This is a genomic window from Algoriphagus jejuensis (assembly GCF_039523455.1).
In the GTDB taxonomy this organism is placed as follows: domain Bacteria; phylum Bacteroidota; class Bacteroidia; order Cytophagales; family Cyclobacteriaceae; genus Algoriphagus; species Algoriphagus jejuensis.
This window is the reverse complement of sequence record NZ_BAAAFI010000009.1, coordinates 161764-184807: the sequence shown is the minus strand read 5'-3', so window position 1 is coordinate 184807 and position 23044 is coordinate 161764. Positions and strand designations below refer to the sequence as shown.

The window sequence follows — 23044 nt, the reverse complement described above, 5'->3', positions numbered from 1 at the left end:
GGGAAGAACCCCGTTTGCGCGGGCTTTAAAGCCTATTATCCTTGGCTGGGTGGACCCCTAACCCCGATTCCGGGAAAAATCTTCCAAGATTCCGACAGAATTATCCCCTGTGGGCAAGCTGCCGGATGGGGAGCCACAAAGGAATAAACCGTTGTCTGGAAAATCCCGACTTGGCTGTAAAAAATATCACAAAGAGAGCAGTCCGAAACCTCCTGATCCAACCAAACATCCTGATCGCTGATCGAAAGAATTTCAGCTTTTTCGACAGAGGCGAGGGAATGTGAATGCAAGCCAAAAAACAGCACGGGGAATACCAACAGGTAGACCGCCAAGGATGCTGAAAATATGGAGCTGAATTGTTTCACCAGGTTCAATTGGACACTCTAAACTTGCAATAAGGTTGCAAACTTAGAGATCCCTAGCAATAATGCAACATCATTGCAAAAAAAATTGAAAATTGAAATTTCAACCTTACGAATTGCAAGGTTTAGGATTTCCCTTCAGTGAAATCTAGAGTCGTTCCTCCCGTATTTTGCTAGACCCAATGTAAGCTCTCCTGCATTTCGAAATCCCCACCTATCCTTTTCTACTTGAAATAATGGCTTTACCCTCCTCTTCGGCGCTCCAACACCTTAGGACTGGTCCTGTCTCCAATTTCTCGGCCACCTGCAGCTATCAGCCGAGATCAGGATCTGGCCACTTCACGTTGATACCGGCGTCTATGCCGGAATCCGAATCTAGGTGTCGGCTTTGGTCTGGCGATGGCCGATTCGATGCTCGATGTACCTTACTATTACATGACCGGCCATTCGCTTAAGGACAAAAATTGGGATTGGGCAGATGTCCCCGAATTAGAAGTCGGGAAATGGATCGCGTCGGACGATTGGAAGGGAGCAACTCTTTTTTCAGCGGGCTTAAACCAATAGCAGTGGGATCTGGTTACTTTCATCCAGGATACGCTTTCCTTGTATATTTTCCTTAAAATAGACCTCGCTTTTTTTTAACATCACTTATGAAAGTCGAAAATCTCAGTTTCCAAAACGCCTCGGGCAAGCAACTATCGGCAAGGCTTTACTTGCCACTAGAGGAAAAACCCCGGTTTTATGCGCTGTTTGCCCATTGCTTTACCTGTTCCAAAAACTTCAAAGCAGTCAGCAATATCTCAGATACGCTAAGTCAACTTGGAGTTGCAGTGTTGAGTTTTGATTTTACTGGTTTGGGAAAATCTGAAGGCGAATTTGGTGAAGCTGGCATCTCTTCCGATGTCTCGGATTTGGTAATGGCTGCACAGTTTTTGGAAGAAAACTACGAAGCTCCCAAGCTGATGATCGGGCATTCCTTGGGTGGAGTAGCGGTGATTTTCGCCGCTGCAAAGCTCGCCTCTATCGAAGCGGTAGTCACCATCGGAACTCCCGCCTCCGCCAGCCATGTGAAGCATCTCTTCACAGAGGACTTGGCCCAAATCGAAAAGGAAGGGGCAGCAGAGGTGTCGATCGGAGGGAGACCATTTAGGTTGAGTCGGGATTTTGTGAAAGACCTCGAGTCCCAAAACCTGCTCAATACACTCAATGGGATGAGAAAAGCTTTCCTTTTTATGCACTCTCCACAAGATCGGGTGGTAGAACTTGCCAATGCCGCCGACCTATATCAGGCAGCTTTTCATCCCAAAAGTTTCGTGAGTTTAGATGGCGCAGACCATTTGATTTCCGATGAAAAAGAAAGTCGGTACGCCGGAGAAATCATCAGTACCTGGTCCAAAAAGTACCTTCCCACAGCGATCTCTGAAAACGATGTCAAAGGCCATCAGGTCAAGATCCGTCTCGCCGGAGACTCCTATACCACGGAGGTCTTGACTCCCTTTCATCACCTGATCGCTGATGAACCTGAATCTGTCGGAGGAAATAACCTGGGTCCAACGCCTTACGACTTGCTGATGGCCTCTCTCGGTACCTGCACAGCAATGACGCTGAAGATGTATGCCGATCGGAAAGGTTGGGAATTGGAGGAAATCAACGTTTTTCTCAATCATGAAAAGGTCCATCAGCAAGACAGCGTCGGGGTAGAAAATCCCCAAGGCGGGAAGCTTTCGAAATTCACCCGATTTCTGGAGATCAAAGGCGAAACCACAGAAGAAATAAAGATCAAACTCCTGGAGATAGCTGACAAGTGTCCTGTTCACAAGACGCTTCATGAGCCAATTCAGGTAGAAACGCGCTTCAAAGACTCTGAAAACTAAGGGTTGATTTTGCTGGAAATGCAACTGAAAGTATGGAAGCATTCAATCAAGTGCCGAGCTGATAGGTTGAGAAGCAGAGTAATCCATGTCCGCAGTAACTTACCTTCAATGAAAGTAATCTGGAACAACCAAGGAATTGCGGAAAGCGCTCCTACGATTTTCACCGAAGGAAACAACTATTTCCCTCCTCATTCGATTGAAAGGCAATTTTTCAAACCTTCGGGCACCCGCTCGGTTTGTCTCTGAAAGGGAGCGTCGTCCTTTTTAATCTTGGACGTAGCAGGCGAAACCGTTCCCGATGCCGAACGGTATGATCTGGAGACGAAACCGACCGCTTCGGAAATCAAAGAGTATATTGTCTTTTCGAAAAGACATGAAGGTCAAAAAAAATACGACTTGACTCAAACAGACCGTGCACATTGAATCTGCCACCGACTAAATCAAAATCACCAATCCTGCTGCAGCTCACCGCCACGATGTTGCTCCTTTTCTTGATGGGGGTATTCTTTTTTCACGGAGCGCTCACGTCGCTCCTTGCAACTTGGACCAAAGCGGTGCTGGCCCTTTTTGGCACCTATTACCTGTACCTCGGGCTCGGTGCTGTATTGCTGATGACTGTCTTGGCTTTCCTACCCTTCGGAAAAATCAAACTAGGCACCGAAAAGCCTGAATTCGGATGGTTGTCTTGGATCGCCATGCTCTATAGTACCGGGATGGGAGGTGGCCTGATGCTTCGGGCAGTGCAAGAACCCGCATTTTACTTTCAAAATCCACCTCGGGAATTCGATATCGCTCCAAAAACCTTTGCGCTGGAGTACACCTTTTTTCACTGGGGATTTACCCCTTGGGCATTCTATGGCTTGATGGCCTTGATCGTCTCCTACAATCTCAATATCAAAGGCGGCTCTGCGCTGAGCTCATCGGCGTTGCTCGGCAAACTGGATCATCCCTGGTTGGCGGCATTTCTCGATCTGCTGACCGTCTTGTGCACGCTTTTCGGTGTGGTAGCGGGAGTAGGCCTGGGCAGTCGCCAGCTGATGGAAGCCATTTCGTATTGGACTGGAGCTCAATTTTCCACTGATCTCGTCATCCTTCCGATATTTCTGGTCTCTGCGATTGCCATGCTATCGGCATACTTCGGCGTACGGAGGGGCATTAGTTTCCTGTCCAATCTGAACATTGCTGGAGCTACCATATTGCTTCTGTTTGCATGGATTGTCGGAGCTAGCGGGGACGCTATTATCTATTTTTTTACCGGATTTGGGGCATACCTGTTGGATTTCCTCCCCATGAGTCTCAACATCGGAGATGCCAAAGTCGAACCCGAGTTCCTCAAAGACTGGACTTATTTCTATTGGGCATTTTGGCTTTCCTGGGCTCCATTTACCGGAGTGTTTATCGCCAGAATCTCCAAAGGACGGACGATCCGTGAGTTAATCTTGGGGACACTGTTCATCCCGGCTTTGGGCACCTTCTTTTGGTTTGCGGTATTTGGAACCAACGGCATGGCACTGCTCGAATCCGGTGCTGCCAATGGCACGGTTTTTTCGTCAATCTATAGTTCTCTGTTCAACTATTTCTCGCATTTCCCTTTTCCTCAGCTCAGTAGTTTGCTGGTGACCGTTTTGGTTTCGACATTTCTCATCACCTCGATCGACTCTGCGATCTTTGTGTTGAGCATCTTTTCGGACGAGGGAAAGACGGAACCGAGACCAAGGATCAGGATTTTCTGGGGGGTCAGTATTTTTGTATTTACCTCACTTTTAGTTTGGCTGGGAAAGGATGAGCTTCTCGAATCGGTCAGCAATCTGCTGATCCTTTTTGCCCTTCCTTTCAGCTTTGTCTTGATCTTCCTGACGTTTCAATTTATCCGAATGCTTACCAAAAAAAGCTGACCATGAATACCCATGAAGCCCTCAAAGCCAAATTTTTAACCACGAGAAATCACTCAGAAGCCATCTGTTCACCCTTGGAGGTCGAAGACTATGTACCGCAACCGATCGCTGACGTATCTCCTCCCAAGTGGCACCTTGCACATTCCACCTGGTTTTTTGAACAATTTGTACTCCTCCCTTTTGCCCCCGAATATCAGGTCTATCAAGAAGATTTTGCCTACCTATTCAACAGCTATTATAACCACGCTGGGGATCGTGTCTTGCGACCCCATCGCGGTCTAATGAGCCGGCCTCCGTTGCGCGAAGTACTGGCCTATCGGGCGTATGTGACGGAGAAATTGGCAATCTTCCTAAATGGAGAGCGGCTTTCGGAGAAAATCTTAGAAAGGATCGTCTTAGGGATCAATCATGAAGAACAACATCAGGAACTTCTCGCCTACGACTTGAAGTACATCCTCGGCAATCAGCCAACCTTTCCGATATATGGCCCTGGATTCGAAACTCAGCCGGAAAAGTCCGGAGAATTCTTGTCGCTAGCCGAGGGGGTGTACGAGATCGGCTATGCAGGTGAAGGATTCTGCTACGACAATGAATTGGGCAGACATCGTGTCTTTTTGGAAAAATTTGAAATCTCCAAGGACTTGGTCAGCAACGGCGAGTTTCTCGAATTCATCGCAGCCGAGGGCTATCAAAATTTTGACTTCTGGCTGGACGAAGGGCTTCAATTCATCAAAAACCATGGAATCGAGGCTCCACTCTATTGGCACCGCAAAGATGGAGAATGGTGGAACTATACGCTGCAGGGTTTCCAGAAAGTCAATCCCGCTCTCCCTGTCCAGCATGTAAGTTTCTATGAAGCGATGGCCTTTGCTGCCTGGAAAGGCTGCCGGCTTCCGACAGAGTTTGAGTGGGAAGTAGCCTCAGGACACTTTGCTTGGGGGCAACTTTGGGAGTGGACCAACAGCGCCTATCTGCCGTATCCGGGATTTCAAAAAATGCCCGGAGCTCTCGGAGAGTACAACGGCAAATTTATGGTCAGCCAGCACGTCCTGCGGGGCGCTTCGGTAGCTACCGCAAAGGATCACTCCCGGGCCACCTACCGTAATTTCTTTCACCCTTCTTCCCGTTGGATCTATTCCGGAATCAGATTGGCAAAATGAGCGACACACAACTTTTCAAAGAAGAAGTATTGGCCGGATTGAGATCAACTCCGAAAAGACTGCCTTCGAAATACTTCTACGACGAGGCAGGATCGTTGATCTTTCAGGAAATCATGGACATGCCGGAATACTACCTGCCCGCAGCAGAGTTTGAAATCATCCAAACCCGATCCGAGGAGATCGCCAAAAGGATCAATGCTTCCCAACTCGATATCATCGAACTTGGCGCCGGAGACGGTCGCAAGATGGTTCATTTCGTCGACGTCCTGTGTCAACATGTTCCCTGTCTCAGTTATTTTCCCTTGGATATCTCCGACAGCATCTTGACCATCAACGAACAGCTGATCAGATCGGAAGTGCCCAAGGTGAAGTACCGAAGCCTGGCGGGCGACTACTTCCATACCCTCAGGGAATTGGAGGATCGGACCAATCAACGGCTGATCGTGTTTGCCGGAAGCAACATCGGCAACTACCGAACAACCGAGGCCATTGCCTTTCTGAAATTCATCAAAGGAGAGATGAAGCCCGGTGACTTTCTGCTTCTCGGGGTAGATTTGAAGAAAAATCCCAAAAAAATTCTGCCTGCCTACAATGATCCACAGGGAATCACCCGAAGGTTTAACCTAAACCTGCTGACTCGGATCAATCGCGAACTAGGCGGAGACTTTGAGCTCAATTCTTTTGACCACTATGCCACCTACCATCCGATCAGCGGAGCAGCTGAAAGCTTCATCGTCAGTCTCAAGAAGCAGACGGTTCGGATCGGATCGGAGATTGTAAAATTTGAAAAAGACGAGATTATCCAAACCGAAATCTCCCAGAAATATGATTTAACGCTTTTGAAACAACTTTCTACTGCTGCAGGAATAGCGTTGGATTCCTTTTATTCGGATCAGAAGGATTTGTTTTCTTGGGTACTATTTAGGTCTTGAGATTTGGTGATCTGCTTTTGGAGGGAGAAAAAGAATGCTGTTTCTGGTTGGCTCGTTGAAGCCCTCACCCCTTTCTCATATAGTCATACGCCCCCTTACGAAGCTGTATACCATACTCCAGATAGGCTTTCATACAAGCCAGAAAGTTTGCCCATCCTTCGGTGTTTTCAGTCAGCCACTTTAGGTTTTTTTCATTGTTTTCTTTCCCGTCTTCGGTGACTCTGACTACGGTGCTTCCATCGGCCTGAGGTTCGAGGACAATCCTGACTACCGTCTCTTTGTCCCAGACGAAGGACACCAATCGATCTGTTTCGGTCTCGACATTCCATACGGGGTATTCATCCGGAAACTCAGGAAACTTCCAGCGGAGCTCTTGTCCCGCAATCATTCTCCCACTACTTTCCGAAATGAAATACTTCGTCATCTTCTCCGAATTGACGATTCCATCAAAAACTTCTGATACAGGCTTCCGGATTTGCAGAGTGGCTTTGGCGACTAGTTTCATGGCAATTTTGGGTTCGTTTTCTAAAAAGAAGCTTTCACTATAGGTAATATTCGACATTCAGGCGTCAATGCTAATTTAACAAAGACATCTTTAAACAGGATTATCCGCAGCGAAATCAAAGTCCCGAAATTTCTCCGTGGCAATCGTAGATGGCCAAGGCAAATTGACCAATGCCTACTTTGACAGAACACTTACCGCTACTCATAGTTCAGCGAACTCACAGGGTTGATCATCGCCACCTTTATCGTATGGATGCTTACCGTCAGGATGGTGATGACAACAACCATCAAGCTGGGGACGGCAAAAATCCACCAGGTCAGAGATATCCGCGAGGCAAAATCCTGTAGCCAGGAATTGACAATCCATACCGAAAGCGGAATAGACAACAGAATGGCGATTCCGACCAAGAGAATAAAATCTTTGCTGATCAGACGGAGTAGACCAAAAAGCGATGCTCCGAGAACCTTACGGATTCCTATCTCTTTGGTGCGCTGAATGGCAGTGAGCGAAGACAAGCCAAATAATCCCAAGGTCGCGATGAAGATAGCCAGTCCGGAGAATATACTGAATATCGATCCAAATTGCCGATCGGCCTTATATTGCTGATCGTAGTGCTCATCCAAGAAAAAATATTCAAAGGGATTGCCCGGAAACACATCCTTCCAGTCTGCTTCAAACGTCGCCATCAAATCCTCGATTCCGCTGGTCTGCACCTTGATAGAGTAAAAGCCGTTTGGCGCTTCATCATAGCGAAAGATCAGCGCGTCAAATGATTTCTTCAACGATTCTTGGTGGTAGTCTTTCATCACCCCGACGATATTGAAGGTGTCACCCCAGAAGAAAATCGGATCGTTGATTGCCTCTTCCGGTGTGGCAAAACCCATCAGACGAGTGGCAGACTCGTTCAGAAGCACGTTCTTCCATTCGTTTGCCACCTCGTCCGAAAACTCCCGTCCCACAACCATCTCGAGACCAAAGGCTTCGTTGAAAGCGCCGTCAGTCTGGATCACCCGATACTGATTTTGTTCATCCTCACCCTGACTGAGTCTCCGTATCCCGCCTGCATTCCAATTGGGCTGACCTCCCGGCACGGTCGTCGACGCAGTCACCGAAAGCACCTCTGAGTATGCCGCAATCCGCTGCTTGAAGACCTGATATTTTTGCTTGTAGGTAGAGTCCGTGACGCTGGGTGACTGAAGCACCACAGTCTGCTCGATGTTCACCCCCAGATCTTGGTTTTGCATATACTTTAGCTGTAGAAAGACGGTAAATGTCCCGACCATCAGCGTAATGGAAGCAACAAACTGGGCGATCACCATCCCCTTTCTCAGGAAAATCCCCTTGTCTGTGTTTTTGAATTTCCCCTTCAACACCTCCACCGGCCGGAAAGATGACAGGACAAAGGCCGGATAAATCCCCGACATCAGGGCGCCGGAGACGATCAAAACCAACAATGCCAGCCAAAACAAAGGCTGCATAAAAAGCTGATAGCCGAGTTCACGGCCAGTCAACTCACTAAACCAAGGTGTAAGTAATATTGCAAACCCAGCGGCTACCATAACTGCCAGAATATTCAAAAACAGGGATTCTGTCAAAAACTGCTGAATGAGCTGCGACTGATAGCCTCCCATGACCTTGCGAACCCCTACTTCCCGCGCACGCTCCACTGACTTGGCAGTGGACAGGTTGATATAATTGATCCAAGCGATGATCATAATCAGAATGGCCACGACTGACAAAAAGTAAACCGATTGACGGTTGCCATTGGCTTTGAATTCCATGATGAAATCCGAATCCAGATGAATATCCTGCACCGGTTGCAAGTGAAAGGCTATTCCAGAATTGTACTGTTTTAGCTCCTCTCCCTTCTGGGTTTGGACAAAATCCGGTAGCTTGGCCTCAAATGCCTTGGCATCCACCTGATCGTCCAACAGGATATAAGTCATAAATCCATCCCAATTCCAAGACAGGATGGGATCATTCCAGAGTTTTTCCAGGCTGACAAAAGATCCCAAGGCATCGATCTTCATGTGGGTATTGACCGGGAGGTCTTCGAAAACACCCGAAACTTCATATTCGGTATCGCCATTGGCTTTCAATGTTTTTCCAATGGGATTTTCCGCTCCAAAATACTTCTTGGCCATGGTCTGCGAAAGGACAATCTTAAAAGGCTCTTTCAATACCAGCGAGTCGATGCCTTCAATCAGCTTGATGGAAAAGACATCAAAAAAATCCTCCGACGCGAAATACAGATCTTCTTCTCTGAAAAAGGTATCCCCGGTCGAAAGCGTCGCGCCACGCTTAGTCAATCGGGTAAAAGTTTTTACTTCTGAAAAATTTGACTTGAGGTCGGGGCCGATTCCCGCAGCTCCCGAAGCCCATTGCGTAGAAAGTTCACCCTTGTCAAACCGATCTTGCTGAATGCGGAAGATCCGATCTTTTTTTTCCAGAAAATCATCGTAGCTCAATTCATGCAGGACAAATTGGCTGATCAGAATACAAGCCAACATCCCGATAGCAAGTCCTGCCACGTTGATGAATGTAAAAACCTTGTTTTTGGAAATGTGTCTCCACAGCGAGGTAAAATAGTTTTTTAACATCGGGTTTGACTTTTGGACAAGAGAAATAAGCGACAAAAACTGAGGTGCTAAACTCCAAACTTGTCACCAAAAGCAAACCCGCATTCCAAGGACTTTGATAGGGATTTCTCAGTATTAACCAAGATAAAATCGGACAGAGTTGTCCGAAAATGATCAAAAAAAATATCTTTTCGTCATTGACTCAGGTTCTAAGGAAACAGTTTGACATTTTTCATACGAATAAGCGGCAAAAAAACGCTTATCTAAAAAGTGTATCTCTCAATCGGCAAGACTTCATCCAGCGGATATAAATTTCCGTTAAGCATATCGACAACCCTGCCCATTCCCTGCACCGAAATGGTGATCCTATTTCCCCCAAATCAGTTCGCGTTCTGGGAGAACGAGTTTGGATCCGAGGAGCAACTAGGGTCTTTAGTAGCCTTTATGATGACCTTTTCGGCCAATGTAGCAGGTCACCTCAATTGGGTGTTTTTCAACAAAAAAAAGATCGCTAAACTTATTTTAGGCGATCCAATTGGCAAACTCTTCGATGCATTCGCTACACGAACTCACGCAGCGGAGACAGTATTGATCTTGATGTTTTCTACACTCGTTTAGAAGGTCGGTGCAGGCCTCTGAGCAAACTATCATAAATCGACCGCGATCGATGCGCACAGACTCGTAGGCATCCAAGCAATCCGCGCAAGCTTCCCTACACTTCTCAGCCAATTCGACGCATAGTTTTTTCTCCTGGTCTTTGTGCGCCTCGATCAGCAGAGAGCAATCCGAAATACATCGCTGCAGTGCTATGCTATAGTTGCAATGTAGGTCAATTGTTCTCTTCATTAGCCATAAATTTATCGGTTGGCATCTACCTCATACCAAGCTACGTTCCGACAACAATACTCGCTATAAATCAGAAAGTTACACCCAAACAACCCCTCCTATTCTGACCAAAAAATTACGCAGACTGAGGAATATTGTCGGCAGGATCGCTGGGAAAACTATTCGCTTTTCCAAGCGACTTCCAATCGCAGCAGCCTATGAATGCAGTAGATTTTGCAAAATCCAAAAAACACCGATTCGAATGGATGTGCTTAAGGTTTTTGCATTTCTCCTCCATTTCGTCCTATCAAAATAAGCTATCGTGCCGGAAAAAAGGAAGCGTAAACGAGGAAAATGAGAGCTGCAGCAGTGTGAAAACAAGGGAAGGAGAGGAAATCATCCCAGACTTGCTGACTATTTTGGACCAGTTTGAAAAAACTCTTGGTCAGGCTCGATCGGAAAATCGTTTCCTTTTTAGGAAAATCTTGGGTAGCTAAGGGGTAAAATGACTAAGTATAGATCGTTTTCGTTGAGACGTAAAATCAATGAATCACGCCCCCTTTAGTATGTGAAAAGGGGCGTGATAAGCTACCTAAGCACATTTGGCCATTGCCTATCGACTACGCCAGTGAATCCCTCAGCTGCTTGATCTTGTCGTGCGACTGTCTCAAAGTCCTTTTTTGGTCCATAACCAAATCCCTCAAGTAAGCGCTCAATTCCGGATCGTTTGCTGCGTCCTTGTACGCCTTTTGGGCGGCATCTTCACCAAATTCGCAGTTTTCCAAGACGCTCTTTCTGTCATGTCCTGTAAATGCGGCCTTCACGTCCATCCAAGCTCTATAGATCTTGCCGCTAGTTGTTGAGCTTTCGGTCGTAGGAGCATTTAGCGTAGTTAGTTCGTTTGACAATTCCGTCTTACACTTTTGGCTCTCGGTAATCAGCGACATAAATAAGGTCTTCAAATCCTGATCTTCAGCCTTCAGGTTTTCGATCGCTTTTTGATACCCTTCAATCCGGTCGTTGTTGATCTGCACCAGATCATTCAAGATCTCTGCAGTGTCTGTGGTAGTGTTCATGGTATAGTTGTTTAGTGGAATAATTAGCCTTGGTTATTTTCTCAGCTATTTGATTATTCGAAATCCAAATACTTAGCCATACTGGAAAAAAGAAAAACATGCGTTTAAAGGCTATCTAGGCCAAATAAAACGCTACCGGACAACGCCATTCTCCCTTTGGCAGGAAAAAAAATTCTCAAGTTGTAGAAGCTAATCCAAGAATCGGCCAACCTCTATCCCTGTCTTTTCCTATTTACTTTTATCTCGCAAACCGATAGAATTCAGCCAGCGGATGTGGTTTTCCCTTAAGCATATCGACTACCATGCCCATCCCCTGCACCGAAAAGGTGATCCCATTTCCACCAAATCCCAAAACAAACAGGGTGTTTTCGTATTCGGGGCTCTTGCCAATGTAGGGCAGTCCATCCTTGGTCACACCGAAGGTTCCACCCCAACTGAAGTCCTCCACAAACTTGATATCAGGGGCGATCTCCTCCATCTTTTGGATCAACTTGTCTGCCTTTCTAGCTTTGATCTTTTGTTGAAAGAGCTGGAAATTGAAAGAAGAATCCTCACCTCCAACCAAAAAGCGTCCATCGTCAGTGCTTCTCATGTAGAGGTACGGATCTTCAGTATTCCAGATCAGCGTTTTTTCGATCGCCTCATTAAGCGCAATCCCTTGCTCACTCACGCTGACATAGGTGTAGAATAGATCGGCGATGTTTTCTTTGAGAATTTTGGTGCTTTCAAAACCCGTACAGCACACGATCTTTTCACATTCGATAGTCTGCCCTCCCGCCAAAAGGACTTTAGGTTTCGGACCCGAGGTATCCAGCCGATCGACTTCGGTCTGATCAAAGACTTTCATCCCTCGCTTCACATTGAGCTGGATAAGCTCGTGGGCGAGTCGATACGCATCAATACTTCCGGCGGTCTCCGACCAGATCGCTCCCTCACACAGCAGTCCATATGTCTGCCTGACCTCTGCGGGAGTCAGCCATCTCACACCCAGCTGATGCTTCTCCCGAATCTCAAACTCATCCTTCAGCCAACCTGCAGCCTTCTTGCTATGGGCAAGAAAGAGGCTGCTTTTCATCTCAAACCCACAGTCGATCTGAAGCGCTTCAACCAGATCCTTCAACTCATGGATCGCATCGATACCAGCGCGATAGCATTGCACGGCAGCCTCCTCACCGATCATTTCAGTCAATTGAACTAAGGGCACATCGATCTCATATTGTAGCATACTCGTCGTAGCAGCGGTACTTCCCTGCCCGATATCCCGTCTGTCGATCAGCATCACTTCGTAGCCTGCGTCCATCAGCGCGTGGCTGATCAGAGCGCCGGTGATCCCCCCGCCCATCACGAGGACTTGCGTCTTCATATTATGCTGCAACGAAGGATAGCTATACAGCAAGCCGTTTTTTACCAGCCAAAAGGATTCGAATGTTCTCAGTCTCATTTGATTTTTTTCTGTTAGTAAGGTATTGATTGGTAAACGACGAGTTACGGACAAGCAGGGAAGTAAAGGTTTGAGATTGGGCTCGAGAGCTTTAAAAACACCCAGCAACTTGAAAACTGGCTAAATTCCAAATCCTTTGAAGGGCTGCAACGTCCACTGTTTTGAAGCTGCTTCAAACGCCGGAAAATCTCAATCGAGGAAACAAAAAAACCTCCAGACAGCTCATTATCTCCGGAGGTTATACACCGGATCCTTATATCAAGTTCCGGTATTAGGGGCAAAACTCTGAGAAAACCAAACCCTTAAGAGAAAAGCAAGATTTTCCCAAATAATCAAAGAGTCACATCCCCTGTAATTGTGCAGCAATTGTCACACGGAATAAAAGGTATTCCTACTATTCCAAGGTGCAACGACAAAGAATGATCGTGCCTAAAACCAACTCCTTTCAGCAACACTATCCTCAGCTTTGGCCTCAGTGACTCTCTCTAAAAAGTCTTTCAGGTGTTGATTGAAGATGTCAGGTTGCTCCAGATTGGAGACATGACCAGCCTTCTCAATCACTCTAAAGAACGACCCGTCGGTGGCACGATGCATGTATTCTGATTGGTCCAAGGGAGTCACCTTATCTTCCCTACCGCAAATAATCAGCATCGGCACGCGAATCTCCGAAAGCGTCGTGCAGGTCTCCGCGCGGGATGAAAGTGCCCGCAATCCTTCGGCGATGATATGAGTGGAATTGGCGTCAACAACCCGCTTCAAGTCCGAAACCAAATCCTTTTTGGTCATTAGAGATTCCTCAGAAAAAACCTTTTTAACGAACTTGTCATTGAACTTTGCTGGCCCAAATTCCTCGATTTCCTGAATCTCTTTCAGTCGGCCTTGCTTAACTTCGTTTGCATCACTGATGCATTGAGTGTCGCAGAGGATTAGTGCCTCTACGAGTTCCGGATATTTTTTTTGAAAGTTGAGTGCTATATAGCCACCCATAGAGAGGCCGCATATGATGGCCTTTTTGACACCTATTCCATTCATAAATCGCGCGAGATCCATAGAAAACAGGTCGATGCTGAAGGAAGTGACTTCATCTATCGATTTGCCAAACCCTCGGATATCACAAGCGATCACTCGGTAGTTCGGAGCTAAAGCCTCGAGCTGTGCGCTCCACATCGACTTGTCAAACGGAAAGCCATGCAAGAAAATAACGGGAACTTCACCCTCCCCCAAGTCATCATAGGACAAGTTGAAGTAGTTGATCGGGATGGACAAATCATGTCCTTTGGCTATAGTTTTCATGGTAATTTGGTTTTTGTAATTGTTAAAAAGATATGTAAGTGGCAGGGTGCACGTTCGCATAGCGCGTGCAATTCCTAAGTCTAAAGCCAAACCCTAACTCAACTTGACTTCCGTAAAGTGATCAATGGTCGTTTGCGCTCGTTGCTGTCCCAATTTCGGCATCACGCCTTCAGATTTCTTAGCTTCGAACGTGCAGGAGCAATCAGTATTTGGGGCTAGTTTCAGAATAGATTTGAAAGTAAAAATTTGCATTTTCCAAGTCATTGAGTTGCGAAACAGATTAAATCGGCAGCGTGCCAAAATGGTGTCTAAATTCCAAGGCCCGCTTTCGTCGGTTTTGCAGAAAGTAGGCCAATGCGCGTCAAGTCTTAACCTTTCAGTCAAAATGCACTCTTGCTTTTGCCAGAAAATCTATTCAGAAGATTGTCTGTGATTTGAGAGGAGAGTGTACGTCGTTTGGAAAAAATGCCCTATGGAGAATTGTGCCGCTATTTCTTACTGTTTTTCTTGGTCTTTAATACGTCAAAGCTCTTGGTTTTTGGCAAAGCAACCGGGATCCCAATCTCGATTAAATTCTCTCCTTACACGACATCAAAGTGCAGAACGCAGTGTCCAGTCGGCTTCTATTTTGTAGAAAAATCTACCCAATTTGACTTAGAGTTTCCTGGCAATGCCCCGCTAAAGGACTTTTAGTCTCAGCAGGTTCAGACACCGAGTCGACTTAGCTTCTCTTGCTGAAAAAGTGTGCGTCAGCATACCCAAAAGCTGACATGAAGATCAAGCAGTTCAGTTCAAAATCTTCATCAGAAAAATCTACCGTCAAACCCAACATCAAGCTCTCAATATCGTCTTTAAAATAATTACCGGCAGAATTTAAAGCCTTTATTTGCTCCGAAACAAAATCTTTTTGAAATTCCTCATCTAACCCCACTAATAAACTATGAAAAAATTATCCTTACTCCCAGTAGCTGCGATAGTTGGCCTCCTCTTCTTTCAGGGAACAACAAAACCTGAAGTAGAAAACTATCCTATTCACCCTGTAGCCGGTCCAGATATGCCAGCGGACGTCAAAGCGATCGTGGAGCAGAAATGCTACGGTTGCCACAATGCCGAGTCAAAAAATGACAAAGGCAAGGAGAAGCTGGACTGGGATGCTTTCGAAGCTTCCAAAAAGTCGAAGCAGATGGCCACTAAAGGCAAGATCTCAGAGGTATTGGCGGAAGGCGAAATGCCACCGGAAAAATTCCTCGCGCAGAAACCTGAAGGCAAATTGACGGAAGCGGAATTGGCAACCTTAGTTGAATGGAGTGCCGGCAAAAAGAAAGGTGAGAATTGATGCAACGTCGGTATTGGCTTTTGGGCGGGTCAGCCCTGCTATTTTTAGCCATTCAGTTTGTACCCAACGAGTTACCTCCCGTGGTGATGAACAACCCCGATGATCTCATTCAAAGTGGTATTGTCAGGGAGGAAATCTCTTCTTTGTTGAAGGTTTCCTGCTACAATTGCCACAGCAATGAAACCGAATATCCTTGGTATTCCTATGTCGCCCCTTCTTCTTGGCTTGTGGCCAAGGATGTAAGAGAAGCGCGGGAGGAACTGAATTTTTCCAATTGGCAGACCTATGACATGATGGAAAAGTTGGAAAAACTGGACGATATCTCCATTGAAGTCGATGCAGAAAAGATGCCTTTAGGGATCTATACCTTGATTCACACTTGGGCAAAACTCGACGAAACTCAGCGCCAACTTATCGTAGACTGGGCTGAAGAAACCATGGATGTGGTGGTCGAGGAAGGAGAGGAAGACGTCGGAGAAAACGAATAAGCTATTTTACAACAAAAAATTAACTGAGGAAGTAGCGATTGCTACTTCCTCTTTTTGTTCCTTACAACGCCTAAAAATCGACCAACCCCTATCTAACCTATCGTATAAAAAGCAAACCAAAGTAAGCTGAACCATATTCAAATCTCCTAATTCAACATGATCCAGCTGAAATTTTAAAAAAGCCCAAACTGCTCGACTAGCCCAAATTCCTTATTTAAACAGTACTTATTTAAACAAACTTTCAATCTATGAAACTCAGAATTCTTTTAGTTCTTGTACTTTTCGCAAGTCTCGAATCAACTTTTGCCCAGAAAAAAAGTAAAGCACCCAAAAACATCATCTTCATGGTCGGCGACGGCATGGGAGTCGCACAGATCTATGCTGGCATGACTGGCAATCACGGCCACCTCAACCTGGAACAATTTCCTGTGGTAGGGTTTCACAAAAATCAGGCAAGCAACGCCTTCGTAACGGATTCGGCCGCTGGGGCCACGGCGTTTTCCTGCGGAGTGAAGACCTACAATGGCGCCATCGGTGTGGATGCGGATGGCAATCCGGTTCCGACCATCTTGGAAATCGCCGAGGAAAAAGGCCTTGCCACCGGAATGGTCGCCACCTGCTCCATCACCCACGCCACTCCAGCTAGCTTTATCTCCCACCAGGCTTCTCGTTCTCTCGATGAGAATATCGCCATGGACTTCCTCGCCACCGATATCGATGTCTTCATCGGGGGGGGTAGAAAATTCTTCGCCAACCGTTCAGATAGCGTCAATCTGGTTGATTCGCTAAAAAGCAGAAGCTATCAAATCGCCAATTCTATTGAAGAAGTACAACAGATTAAAAGCGGAAAACTGGCGGCGTTCCTGGCGGATGAACAGCAGTCAAGATTTTCGGAAGGCCGAGGAGACGAGCTGGTGAAATCAACTGAAGTGGCTTTAGATCTTTTGAAGACCAACAAAAAAGGTATGTTCTTGATGGTTGAAGGTTCGCAGATCGACTGGGGAGGTCATGCAAACAACACCCAGTACATCATCGAAGAAATGATCGATTTTGACCATGCCATCGGAAAAGTCCTGGAATTTGCCAAAGCAGATGGAAACACCCTAGTCATCGTCACTGCCGATCACGAGACTGGCGGATTCACAATCAATAAAGGCAGCACGGAGACCGGAATGGTTGAAGGCAAGTTTACCACCGGAAGCCACACAGGAGTAATGATCCCGGTTTTTGCTTACGGTCCAGGTTCGGAAGCATTCGCTGGAATCTATGAAAACAACGAGATCTTCCACAAGATGCTGAAGGCGTATAACTTCAAGTAAGGGTAATTCTGAAGGCTGAGGCCTTCTAAACCCATAAGGGTGAAATCGACGATTTCACCCTTTTTGTTTGTCTCATCTCTCCGAAAGTTTCAATTCTCCTTGGAGAGCTATGTCATCGAATGAATCGTCAAATACCCTTGAAGGTTGTTTTTTGGACTATCCTTCGGAAGCCTGGATCCTAATTTCTGCTAGTCCTTTATTTCAAAAACCAAAAAGTGCTGAATATTCATAAACTGCCCATTTTGCGACAGCTTGAAGCCATTTGCTGAAAGCTCACTCTCAATTTGACCCACAGTCATTTTGTGAAGTGCGCGGATTTGAACTTTGGGATCCTCCCCCCTGTACTCGATCAGGAGGAGCTTTCCACCCGGTTTTAGAGATTTTTTGATCGCTGCAAGCATCTCCACGGGATATTCCAGCTCATGGTAGACATCTACCATGATGACCAGATCAATTGAATTCGACGGTAAATTGGGCGTTTGGGCGCTTCCCTTGACAGTTGTGACGTTCTTATACCCTAAATCCGTTGCTCGGTCCTGAAGGTACCGGATCGCGTCATCCTGAATCTCCACCGCATAGACTTTCCCATCGGGAACTTTTGGCGCGATACGGAAGGTGTAGTACCCCGAACCCGCGCCGATATCGGCCACCACGCTTTCGGAACTGACCGGTAGGTTTTCTATCGCCAGCACTGTGTTTTCTTCCTGTGGACGGCTTTGACGTTCCAGCCAGTCCTTTCCTCGAAAGTCCATTACACCTGCAATCTCACGCCCCTGATAGACCTTTCCGATGCCTCCGGAGCTTGGTGATCGGTAGCTATAAACCGAGTCATTTTTGATGGAAGAGGACTGTGAAAAGCAGATTCCACAAAGGCCAAATCCGGCTAAAATAAAGAACAAAATCTTGGCATATTTCATAACATTTCAGCTTAGGTTGAGTCAATCCTGATGAGAATAAAATGGATCTTTTCCGGTGCGTTCACCGTCCTAATTTCGACAAATAACTCCAGACGCCCATGGCTCCAGTTTCCAGCAATACCGGAGTGGTGAGTCAGGCCAATTGGCACTTTAACAATCTGCGTTTTCTCGCCTTGAGAGATCAAAATCCAAAGCAAAATCCCAAGTCAAAAAAGTCCTTAAGCACAAAAAAAAATCAGCATCTAGGTCGCGAAAAATGGAACTCAACCTCACCAAAAATCCTCGCACTGATCAGCAAAAAAATAAAGAATTTTATCTTCGACCAGCTTCCAAATATGTAAAAATACCGTTCGATATTTTGGGAGATTTAGGACGAAAAACTGAACCGAAGCTATCCTCATCTTTCTTCCAGAGCCGAAGCTACTCCCCTTGTATGACGACCTTTATCCACTGAAAAAAACTCGCATAGTAATCGTTTTTGCAACAAGCCAAACTCAAGCTTAAGCTCAAAAAAATCATCGCAAAAAAACACTCGGTCCGCTACGTATCTCCGCTCTCTTTCCAAAACCCGACAGAACGATTCGCTTGCTCCTCCTTGAGCAAACCGCCGTCACCGACTGGGATTGCATACAATACCTCCCCTAAGATTACTTGCCGTAAAAGCTGAGTGACTCACAGCATCACGGGATTTAATTCGAAACAAACTCAAGGTTTCCTGGGACTCTGAACCCAAAAAATCAGGCAAGTTTGCTGCGGCAAAATTGAAGAAAATTTACAAAAATAACATTACATAAGTATCTGATTTTATGACAATTTAAAATACTGATATCAATTTCAACTTTTATGTAAATTCATAATTTTCAAACTCGAAATATTATTTGGAATATGATATTTCACCTTGAACTCGCCCCGCTTTACAAGCCAAAATCTCGATTCCAGCTGATCTCTTTATCCCCCTAAAAACAATAGGCAACGTATCATTTTTAGGCTAGCCTAAAAATAAAGAACCGAACCAAAAGACGAAAAAAGCAAAAATCGAAACCTCTTGAAGAATACTTAGTATTGTTGAAAAAAAACTAAGTATCATCTTTTCTCCTCACTCCCCGCCCAAGAACAAACCAACCTTAGGTGCGGTCAGAAATTTTGGCTAGCTTCATCGGCTGAACTCCACTTTCTATGCTTAATTTTTTTCGCAGTTTTTCGCTCTCCCTACCCGAGTCCACCGAGGAACCCCACTTCGAAAAGACATCCTTTCGAGTCCGCAAAAAGATCTTCGCCACCTACGATCCGAAGACCCAATTAGCGAGCCTGAAGCTTTCCGAAACCGACCAAGATCTCTTCTCACTTTTCGACCCTAACCTTATATTTCCCGTCCCAAATAAATGGGGAAAGCAAGGCTGGACTTTGGCTAAAATAGAAGCTCTGAATAGAGAAGTAATTAAAGATTTACTCCTCGCTGCATTCAACCAAGTTGCTCCCGAAAAACTCAAAATATCTCCCGACAACCCCTCCCCTACTTCCCCTTGAAAATCAAATTTACCTCCACCTTCAAGTCACCCGCTGACGACCATGCCTGGTTTCAAAAATGGGTCGAGAAACTCGAACAAGCCAACGCCCGAACTTATGAAAAAATCGAGGTGGAAACCGGCCTCGGAAAGACGATGGTTTACGGGCTGCAAACCTCCGAACTTTCCCTGGAGCCTATGGTGATTTTCCCCGGTGCACGAACGACGGCATTGATCTGGGATTTTGATCGAAACCTCGATCAGCTACTCTACCGATTCCGAATTTATCTCGTCGAAACCAACGGTCTGCCCAACCTCAGCGACGGAGGCACGCCGGACATCAAGTCCAAGGACTATGGACTTTGGGCGGGGGAAGTGATGGACAAACTGGGACTCCAATCGAGCTATGTGGCCGGCGCTTCCTTTGGCGGATTGATCTGTATGAAACTTGCGATTGCCCACTCCGAAAAGATCAAGGCTGCATTCCTATTCAACCCTGGCTGTTTGCAGCCCTTTTCCTTAACGCTGAGCAATCTTTACTACAATCTGCTACCCATCCTTAGCCCGAAGCGAAAAAACGTCGAAAAGTTCCTTAAAAAAGCCATTTTCCTCCAGCCCACACATTGGATTTCGCCTACGGCCTGGAATCTACTGGTGGACTACGAGATTTTTGCACTGACACGATATCAAGACAAGACTCAAAAGCCCTATTTCATGAAAAAAGAATTGACTCAAGTTCAGTCTTCGGTTTATCTGGCTTTGGGTGATCAAGACCTGCTTTTTCCTGCGAGAAAATCCCTTACAAACGCGAAACACCTACTCCCAAATCTTGGAGGCCACCAGATCTTTCCCGCAGGTCATGGCATAGAGACGCTTTCGGCCGCTATGCTTTTTCTGAAAGAAGAAATCGAAAAACTCGAATCCTGAAACTAAGCGAATTCTGGTAAATTACCTCAAATTTCAACTATGAGCTGGATTCTATTGATTATCGCGGGTTTGTTTGAAGTCGGTTTTGCTGCTTGCTTGGGAAAGGCAAAAGAAACCAGCGGTGCAACATCCATGTATTGGTATGCCGGGTTCATAGTTTGCCTCACGATCAGCATGCTGCTGCTGGTGCGGGCGACGCGGGAGCTGCCTATCGGGACAGCCTATGCGGTGTGGACGGGCATCGGAGCAGTGGGTACCGTGTTGGTCGGTATTTTTGTATTCGAAGAGCCCGCTGACTTTTGGAGGGTGTTTTTCATCACAACTCTGATCGCCTCGATTGTCGGTCTGAAAGTAGTCTCCCATTAGGCCGGATTAGCCAACTTCTGGCTTCTCATTCAGTCGAAAATTCTTCTTTTGTCCTTCTGCGCACAAATTTGTTCGGACAAAACAGTCTGACTATCTACGAAACCGTTGCTTTGAAGCAATTTAAGGGGTTTTCAATGGCACAAAAACTGCGGTTGACTTTTGGCATCCAATCACATACTTATGAGCTACATCGCTATACCCATCCCTCGAGGTGCCGGCAAGCAGGACATTCAGATCGAAGTCACTGTCAACAACGAGAAGCAGGCCCTACACTACAAGGTCGAACTCTTCTACTGGGACGACTGCAAAAATCCCCAAGGTCATCGTGCCGACTGCATTGCGGAATTGTTGGCCAAGCACGACCCTAATTGGACCGTCTACTACATCGGAGCTCCAACGGACGATTTTGTGCCTATCACTTTCGTGGAAAAGAGACTCAAAAGCAATTTGACTGAGAGTCATTAATTCTGGTCTGCTTCCAACTCTTCAAAAAATCCCGGCTTTAGCTTCTTCTCCCGGTCAAATAGCAGCGGATAATTCCTCCTTCCTCTCACCGGCCAATTGTTCAGCCAGCTTTTGCCATCGTGTAGCCCCCAGAAAGTCACTCGACTGATCTTGTCTGAATGCTTACTGAAAAGCCGGAAAAGCGAAGCATAGCGTGCCACCAATTGACGCTCGACCGCAGGAGGAAGGCTTGCAGGGTAAGGATTCCATTCAGCTGACTGGGCATAGTTGACGTTGAGATCAGCACCCTGAGCACTTCCGGGCCGAGGCAACACATCTACATCCAATTCGGTAATCATCACCTGAAGCCCAGCAGCGTGGATCTCCAAGATTGCTTGCTCTATTTGGCCAAGACTTGGCGAGTCAACCCGATAGTGTCCCTGCATGCCGATACCATCTATGCGTATCCCTTCCTCTCGCAGCTCTTCCTCCATCGCGAGAATTGCTTTACGCTTGGCAGGGATCCAGACATTGTAGTCGTTGTAATACAGTTCCGCCCCTGGATCAATTTTATTGGCCTTGCGAAAGGCTGCTTTGATGAACTCCTTTCCGGTAGTGTTGTACCAATGGGTTTTTCGCCAAGCTCCATCGTCCTCAAATGCCTCGTTGACCACATCCCAACCGTCTATCCTGCCCTTGTATCGCCCAACTACTATTGCGATGTGTTCTTCCATTCGCTGTATCAGTTTTTCCTGCGAAAGGGCTTGCCCCTTCTCATCTTGGAAAACCCATTCCGGCGTCTGCTGATGCCAGACCAGCGTGTGCCCGACGGTAAAGGCATTCATTTTTTCGCCCAGCTTTACATAAGCATCTCCAAACTCAAACCTATACTCATCTGGTTTAGGGTGTACCGGACCCCACTTTAGCCCATTTTCGGGACTGATCGAATTGAAGTGTAAGGACAAAAGTGAATTCACTCCATCCTCAGCGCCATTGACCTGACCCGAGTTCAAGGCCGCGCCTATGTAAAAATCAGCCTGAAAATGATCTTTCAGACTGGGATCATCGGATTTTGAAAGCGGCATTACCACCAAAGCTGCGATGAGAAAAAGGGATAAATAATTCATATCGGTGAATTTAAACTTGGGTCAAGTTGGAATTCGAGGTGAAACAGGAGAAATAAAATACTGCTTGTGGAAAACTAGGACAGCTTTTAATTCAGATTCAGTCTTTACCACTTCCCTTAAACTGATCTTCCTTGTAGGCAAAGAGCACATTGAAAGTAGTCAATGAGCCATAGCAGCGTGTGATGTATTGTTGCAGGTTGACGCGATCCTCGTCGTCCAACTTAGGGTGGTTGTTGATGTTTTGTTCCAAAACCCGCAGCTTTTCACGGACCATCACGATCTTGCGAAAGAAGGTCTCCACGGGAATTTCCTTGGCTTGGAGACTTTTGTCAGACGGTTCGATGATCAGATTTCCTCCCATCCATTTGCCTCCCAAGGGTACCAGAGGTTCACGTTCTGAAGTCGCCAATAGCGCTTCCCGGATAGCTCGCTCGACATCACGTCTAGTCAATGTCGGAAAATCCGGAACTTTCGCTTCTTGGACCGTATAGCCCTCGTAGTCCCTTGCGAGCACTTTGACTTCGTCTAAAGCTGAAAAGTAGATTTTATAGAAGTCGGGATCTACCGATACGATGATTCCCGATCCAAATTTTGGGTGGCCGATCCGGCTTCCAACTCCAAGTTCACTTGCAGACATAAGACACTGATTTTTGATGGAATGATTCACGATGAA

General features: G+C 46.3%; 22 protein-coding genes. 12 read left to right on the top strand and 10 right to left on the bottom strand.

Annotated elements, in window-relative coordinates; genetic code table 11:
* Window positions 1-35 precede the first annotated feature (35 nt).
* A complete protein-coding gene (locus tag ABD031_RS10960) occupies window positions 36-365 on the bottom strand; it encodes a hypothetical protein (protein WP_343851319.1) in 330 nt (109 codons plus the stop codon).
* 647 nt (window positions 366-1012) lie between these two features.
* Here ABD031_RS10960 and ABD031_RS10955 point away from each other — a divergent pair.
* From ABD031_RS10955 to egtD, 5 genes are all read left to right on the top strand, one after another.
* Window positions 1013-2236 carry a bifunctional alpha/beta hydrolase/OsmC family protein gene (locus ABD031_RS10955; RefSeq protein WP_343851317.1) on the top strand — a complete coding sequence of 408 codons (1224 nt, stop codon included), beginning with the start codon at window positions 1013-1015 and terminating at the stop codon, window positions 2234-2236.
* Window positions 2237-2254: 18 nt separating this feature from the next.
* Complete coding sequence (locus ABD031_RS22365) at window positions 2255-2482, top strand: DUF427 domain-containing protein (RefSeq protein ID WP_425542740.1); 228 nt, start codon at window positions 2255-2257, stop codon at window positions 2480-2482.
* 230 nt (window positions 2483-2712) lie between these two features.
* Window positions 2713-4131: a BCCT family transporter gene (locus tag ABD031_RS10950; RefSeq protein WP_343851315.1), complete on the top strand. Its 1419-nt coding sequence runs from the start codon at window positions 2713-2715 to the stop codon at window positions 4129-4131.
* A gap of 2 nt (window positions 4132-4133) precedes the next feature.
* Window positions 4134-5291, top strand: coding sequence for an ergothioneine biosynthesis protein EgtB (egtB, locus tag ABD031_RS10945; RefSeq protein WP_343851313.1), 1158 nt, complete (start codon window positions 4134-4136; stop codon window positions 5289-5291).
* A complete protein-coding gene (gene egtD, locus ABD031_RS10940; protein WP_343851311.1) occupies window positions 5288-6223 on the top strand; it encodes an L-histidine N(alpha)-methyltransferase in 936 nt (311 codons plus the stop codon). Before egtB ends, egtD begins: the two co-directional genes overlap by 4 nt.
* Window positions 6224-6287: 64 nt before the next feature.
* Here the strand turns inward: egtD and ABD031_RS10935 are convergent, their stop codons facing one another.
* The 6 genes from ABD031_RS10935 to ABD031_RS10910 all read right to left on the bottom strand — a co-directional run bounded on the left by ABD031_RS10935 (window position 6288) and on the right by ABD031_RS10910 (window position 13942).
* The gene (locus tag ABD031_RS10935; RefSeq protein WP_343851309.1) at window positions 6288-6728 is read right to left on the bottom strand and encodes an SRPBCC domain-containing protein; all 441 of its coding nucleotides are present in this window, start codon (window positions 6726-6728) and stop codon (window positions 6288-6290) included.
* 197 nt (window positions 6729-6925) lie between these two features.
* Complete coding sequence (locus ABD031_RS10930) at window positions 6926-9328, bottom strand: ABC transporter permease (RefSeq protein WP_343851307.1); 2403 nt, start codon at window positions 9326-9328, stop codon at window positions 6926-6928.
* 501 nt (window positions 9329-9829) lie between these two features.
* Window positions 9830-10153 (bottom strand): four-helix bundle copper-binding protein, encoded by a 324-nt coding sequence (locus ABD031_RS10925; protein ID WP_343851305.1) that lies wholly within the window; start codon window positions 10151-10153, stop codon window positions 9830-9832.
* Window positions 10154-10752: 599 nt separating this feature from the next.
* On the bottom strand, window positions 10753-11208 hold the full coding sequence (locus tag ABD031_RS10920; RefSeq protein WP_343851303.1) for a PA2169 family four-helix-bundle protein: 456 nt from the start codon (window positions 11206-11208) through the stop codon (window positions 10753-10755).
* A gap of 238 nt (window positions 11209-11446) precedes the next feature.
* On the bottom strand, window positions 11447-12649 hold the full coding sequence (locus ABD031_RS10915) for an NAD(P)/FAD-dependent oxidoreductase (RefSeq protein ID WP_343851301.1): 1203 nt from the start codon (window positions 12647-12649) through the stop codon (window positions 11447-11449).
* Window positions 12650-13078: 429 nt separating this feature from the next.
* Window positions 13079-13942 (bottom strand): alpha/beta fold hydrolase, encoded by an 864-nt coding sequence (locus tag ABD031_RS10910; RefSeq protein ID WP_343851299.1) that lies wholly within the window; start codon window positions 13940-13942, stop codon window positions 13079-13081.
* Between the two features lie 940 nt (window positions 13943-14882).
* On the opposite strand from ABD031_RS10910, the gene ABD031_RS10905 reads away from it, so the two are divergent.
* From ABD031_RS10905 to ABD031_RS10895, 3 genes are all read left to right on the top strand, one after another.
* Window positions 14883-15278 carry a heme-binding domain-containing protein gene (locus tag ABD031_RS10905; protein WP_343851297.1) on the top strand — a complete coding sequence of 132 codons (396 nt, stop codon included), beginning with the start codon at window positions 14883-14885 and terminating at the stop codon, window positions 15276-15278.
* The gene (locus ABD031_RS10900; protein ID WP_343851295.1) at window positions 15278-15766 is read left to right on the top strand and encodes a heme-binding domain-containing protein; all 489 of its coding nucleotides are present in this window, start codon (window positions 15278-15280) and stop codon (window positions 15764-15766) included. Before ABD031_RS10905 ends, ABD031_RS10900 begins: the two co-directional genes overlap by 1 nt.
* A 248-nt stretch (window positions 15767-16014) precedes the next feature.
* A complete protein-coding gene (locus ABD031_RS10895; RefSeq protein WP_343851293.1) occupies window positions 16015-17085 on the top strand; it encodes an alkaline phosphatase in 1071 nt (356 codons plus the stop codon).
* 188 nt (window positions 17086-17273) lie between these two features.
* Here the strand turns inward: ABD031_RS10895 and ABD031_RS10890 are convergent, their stop codons facing one another.
* Entirely contained in the window at window positions 17274-18002 is a 729-nt protein-coding gene (locus tag ABD031_RS10890; protein WP_343851291.1) for a class I SAM-dependent methyltransferase, read from the bottom strand.
* A gap of 1176 nt (window positions 18003-19178) precedes the next feature.
* On the opposite strand from ABD031_RS10890, the gene ABD031_RS10885 reads away from it, so the two are divergent.
* The 4 genes from ABD031_RS10885 to ABD031_RS10870 all read left to right on the top strand — a co-directional run bounded on the left by ABD031_RS10885 (window position 19179) and on the right by ABD031_RS10870 (window position 21265).
* On the top strand, window positions 19179-19529 hold the full coding sequence (locus ABD031_RS10885; RefSeq protein ID WP_343851290.1) for an MmcQ/YjbR family DNA-binding protein: 351 nt from the start codon (window positions 19179-19181) through the stop codon (window positions 19527-19529).
* Complete coding sequence (locus ABD031_RS10880; RefSeq protein WP_343851289.1) at window positions 19526-20434, top strand: alpha/beta hydrolase; 909 nt, start codon at window positions 19526-19528, stop codon at window positions 20432-20434. Before ABD031_RS10885 ends, ABD031_RS10880 begins: the two co-directional genes overlap by 4 nt.
* A gap of 39 nt (window positions 20435-20473) precedes the next feature.
* On the top strand, window positions 20474-20800 hold the full coding sequence (locus ABD031_RS10875; RefSeq protein WP_343851287.1) for a DMT family transporter: 327 nt from the start codon (window positions 20474-20476) through the stop codon (window positions 20798-20800).
* A gap of 180 nt (window positions 20801-20980) precedes the next feature.
* Window positions 20981-21265, top strand: a complete 285-nt coding sequence (locus tag ABD031_RS10870; protein ID WP_343851285.1) for a hypothetical protein — start codon at window positions 20981-20983, stop codon at window positions 21263-21265.
* Here ABD031_RS10870 and ABD031_RS10865 read toward each other — a convergent pair.
* On the bottom strand, window positions 21262-22371 hold the full coding sequence (locus ABD031_RS10865) for an endo-1,4-beta-xylanase (RefSeq protein ID WP_343851283.1): 1110 nt from the start codon (window positions 22369-22371) through the stop codon (window positions 21262-21264). The genes ABD031_RS10870 and ABD031_RS10865 overlap by 4 nt on opposite strands.
* Before the next feature lie 97 nt (window positions 22372-22468).
* A complete protein-coding gene (locus ABD031_RS10860) occupies window positions 22469-23008 on the bottom strand; it encodes a hypothetical protein (protein ID WP_343851281.1) in 540 nt (179 codons plus the stop codon).
* Between the last annotated feature and the right edge of the window lie 36 nt (window positions 23009-23044).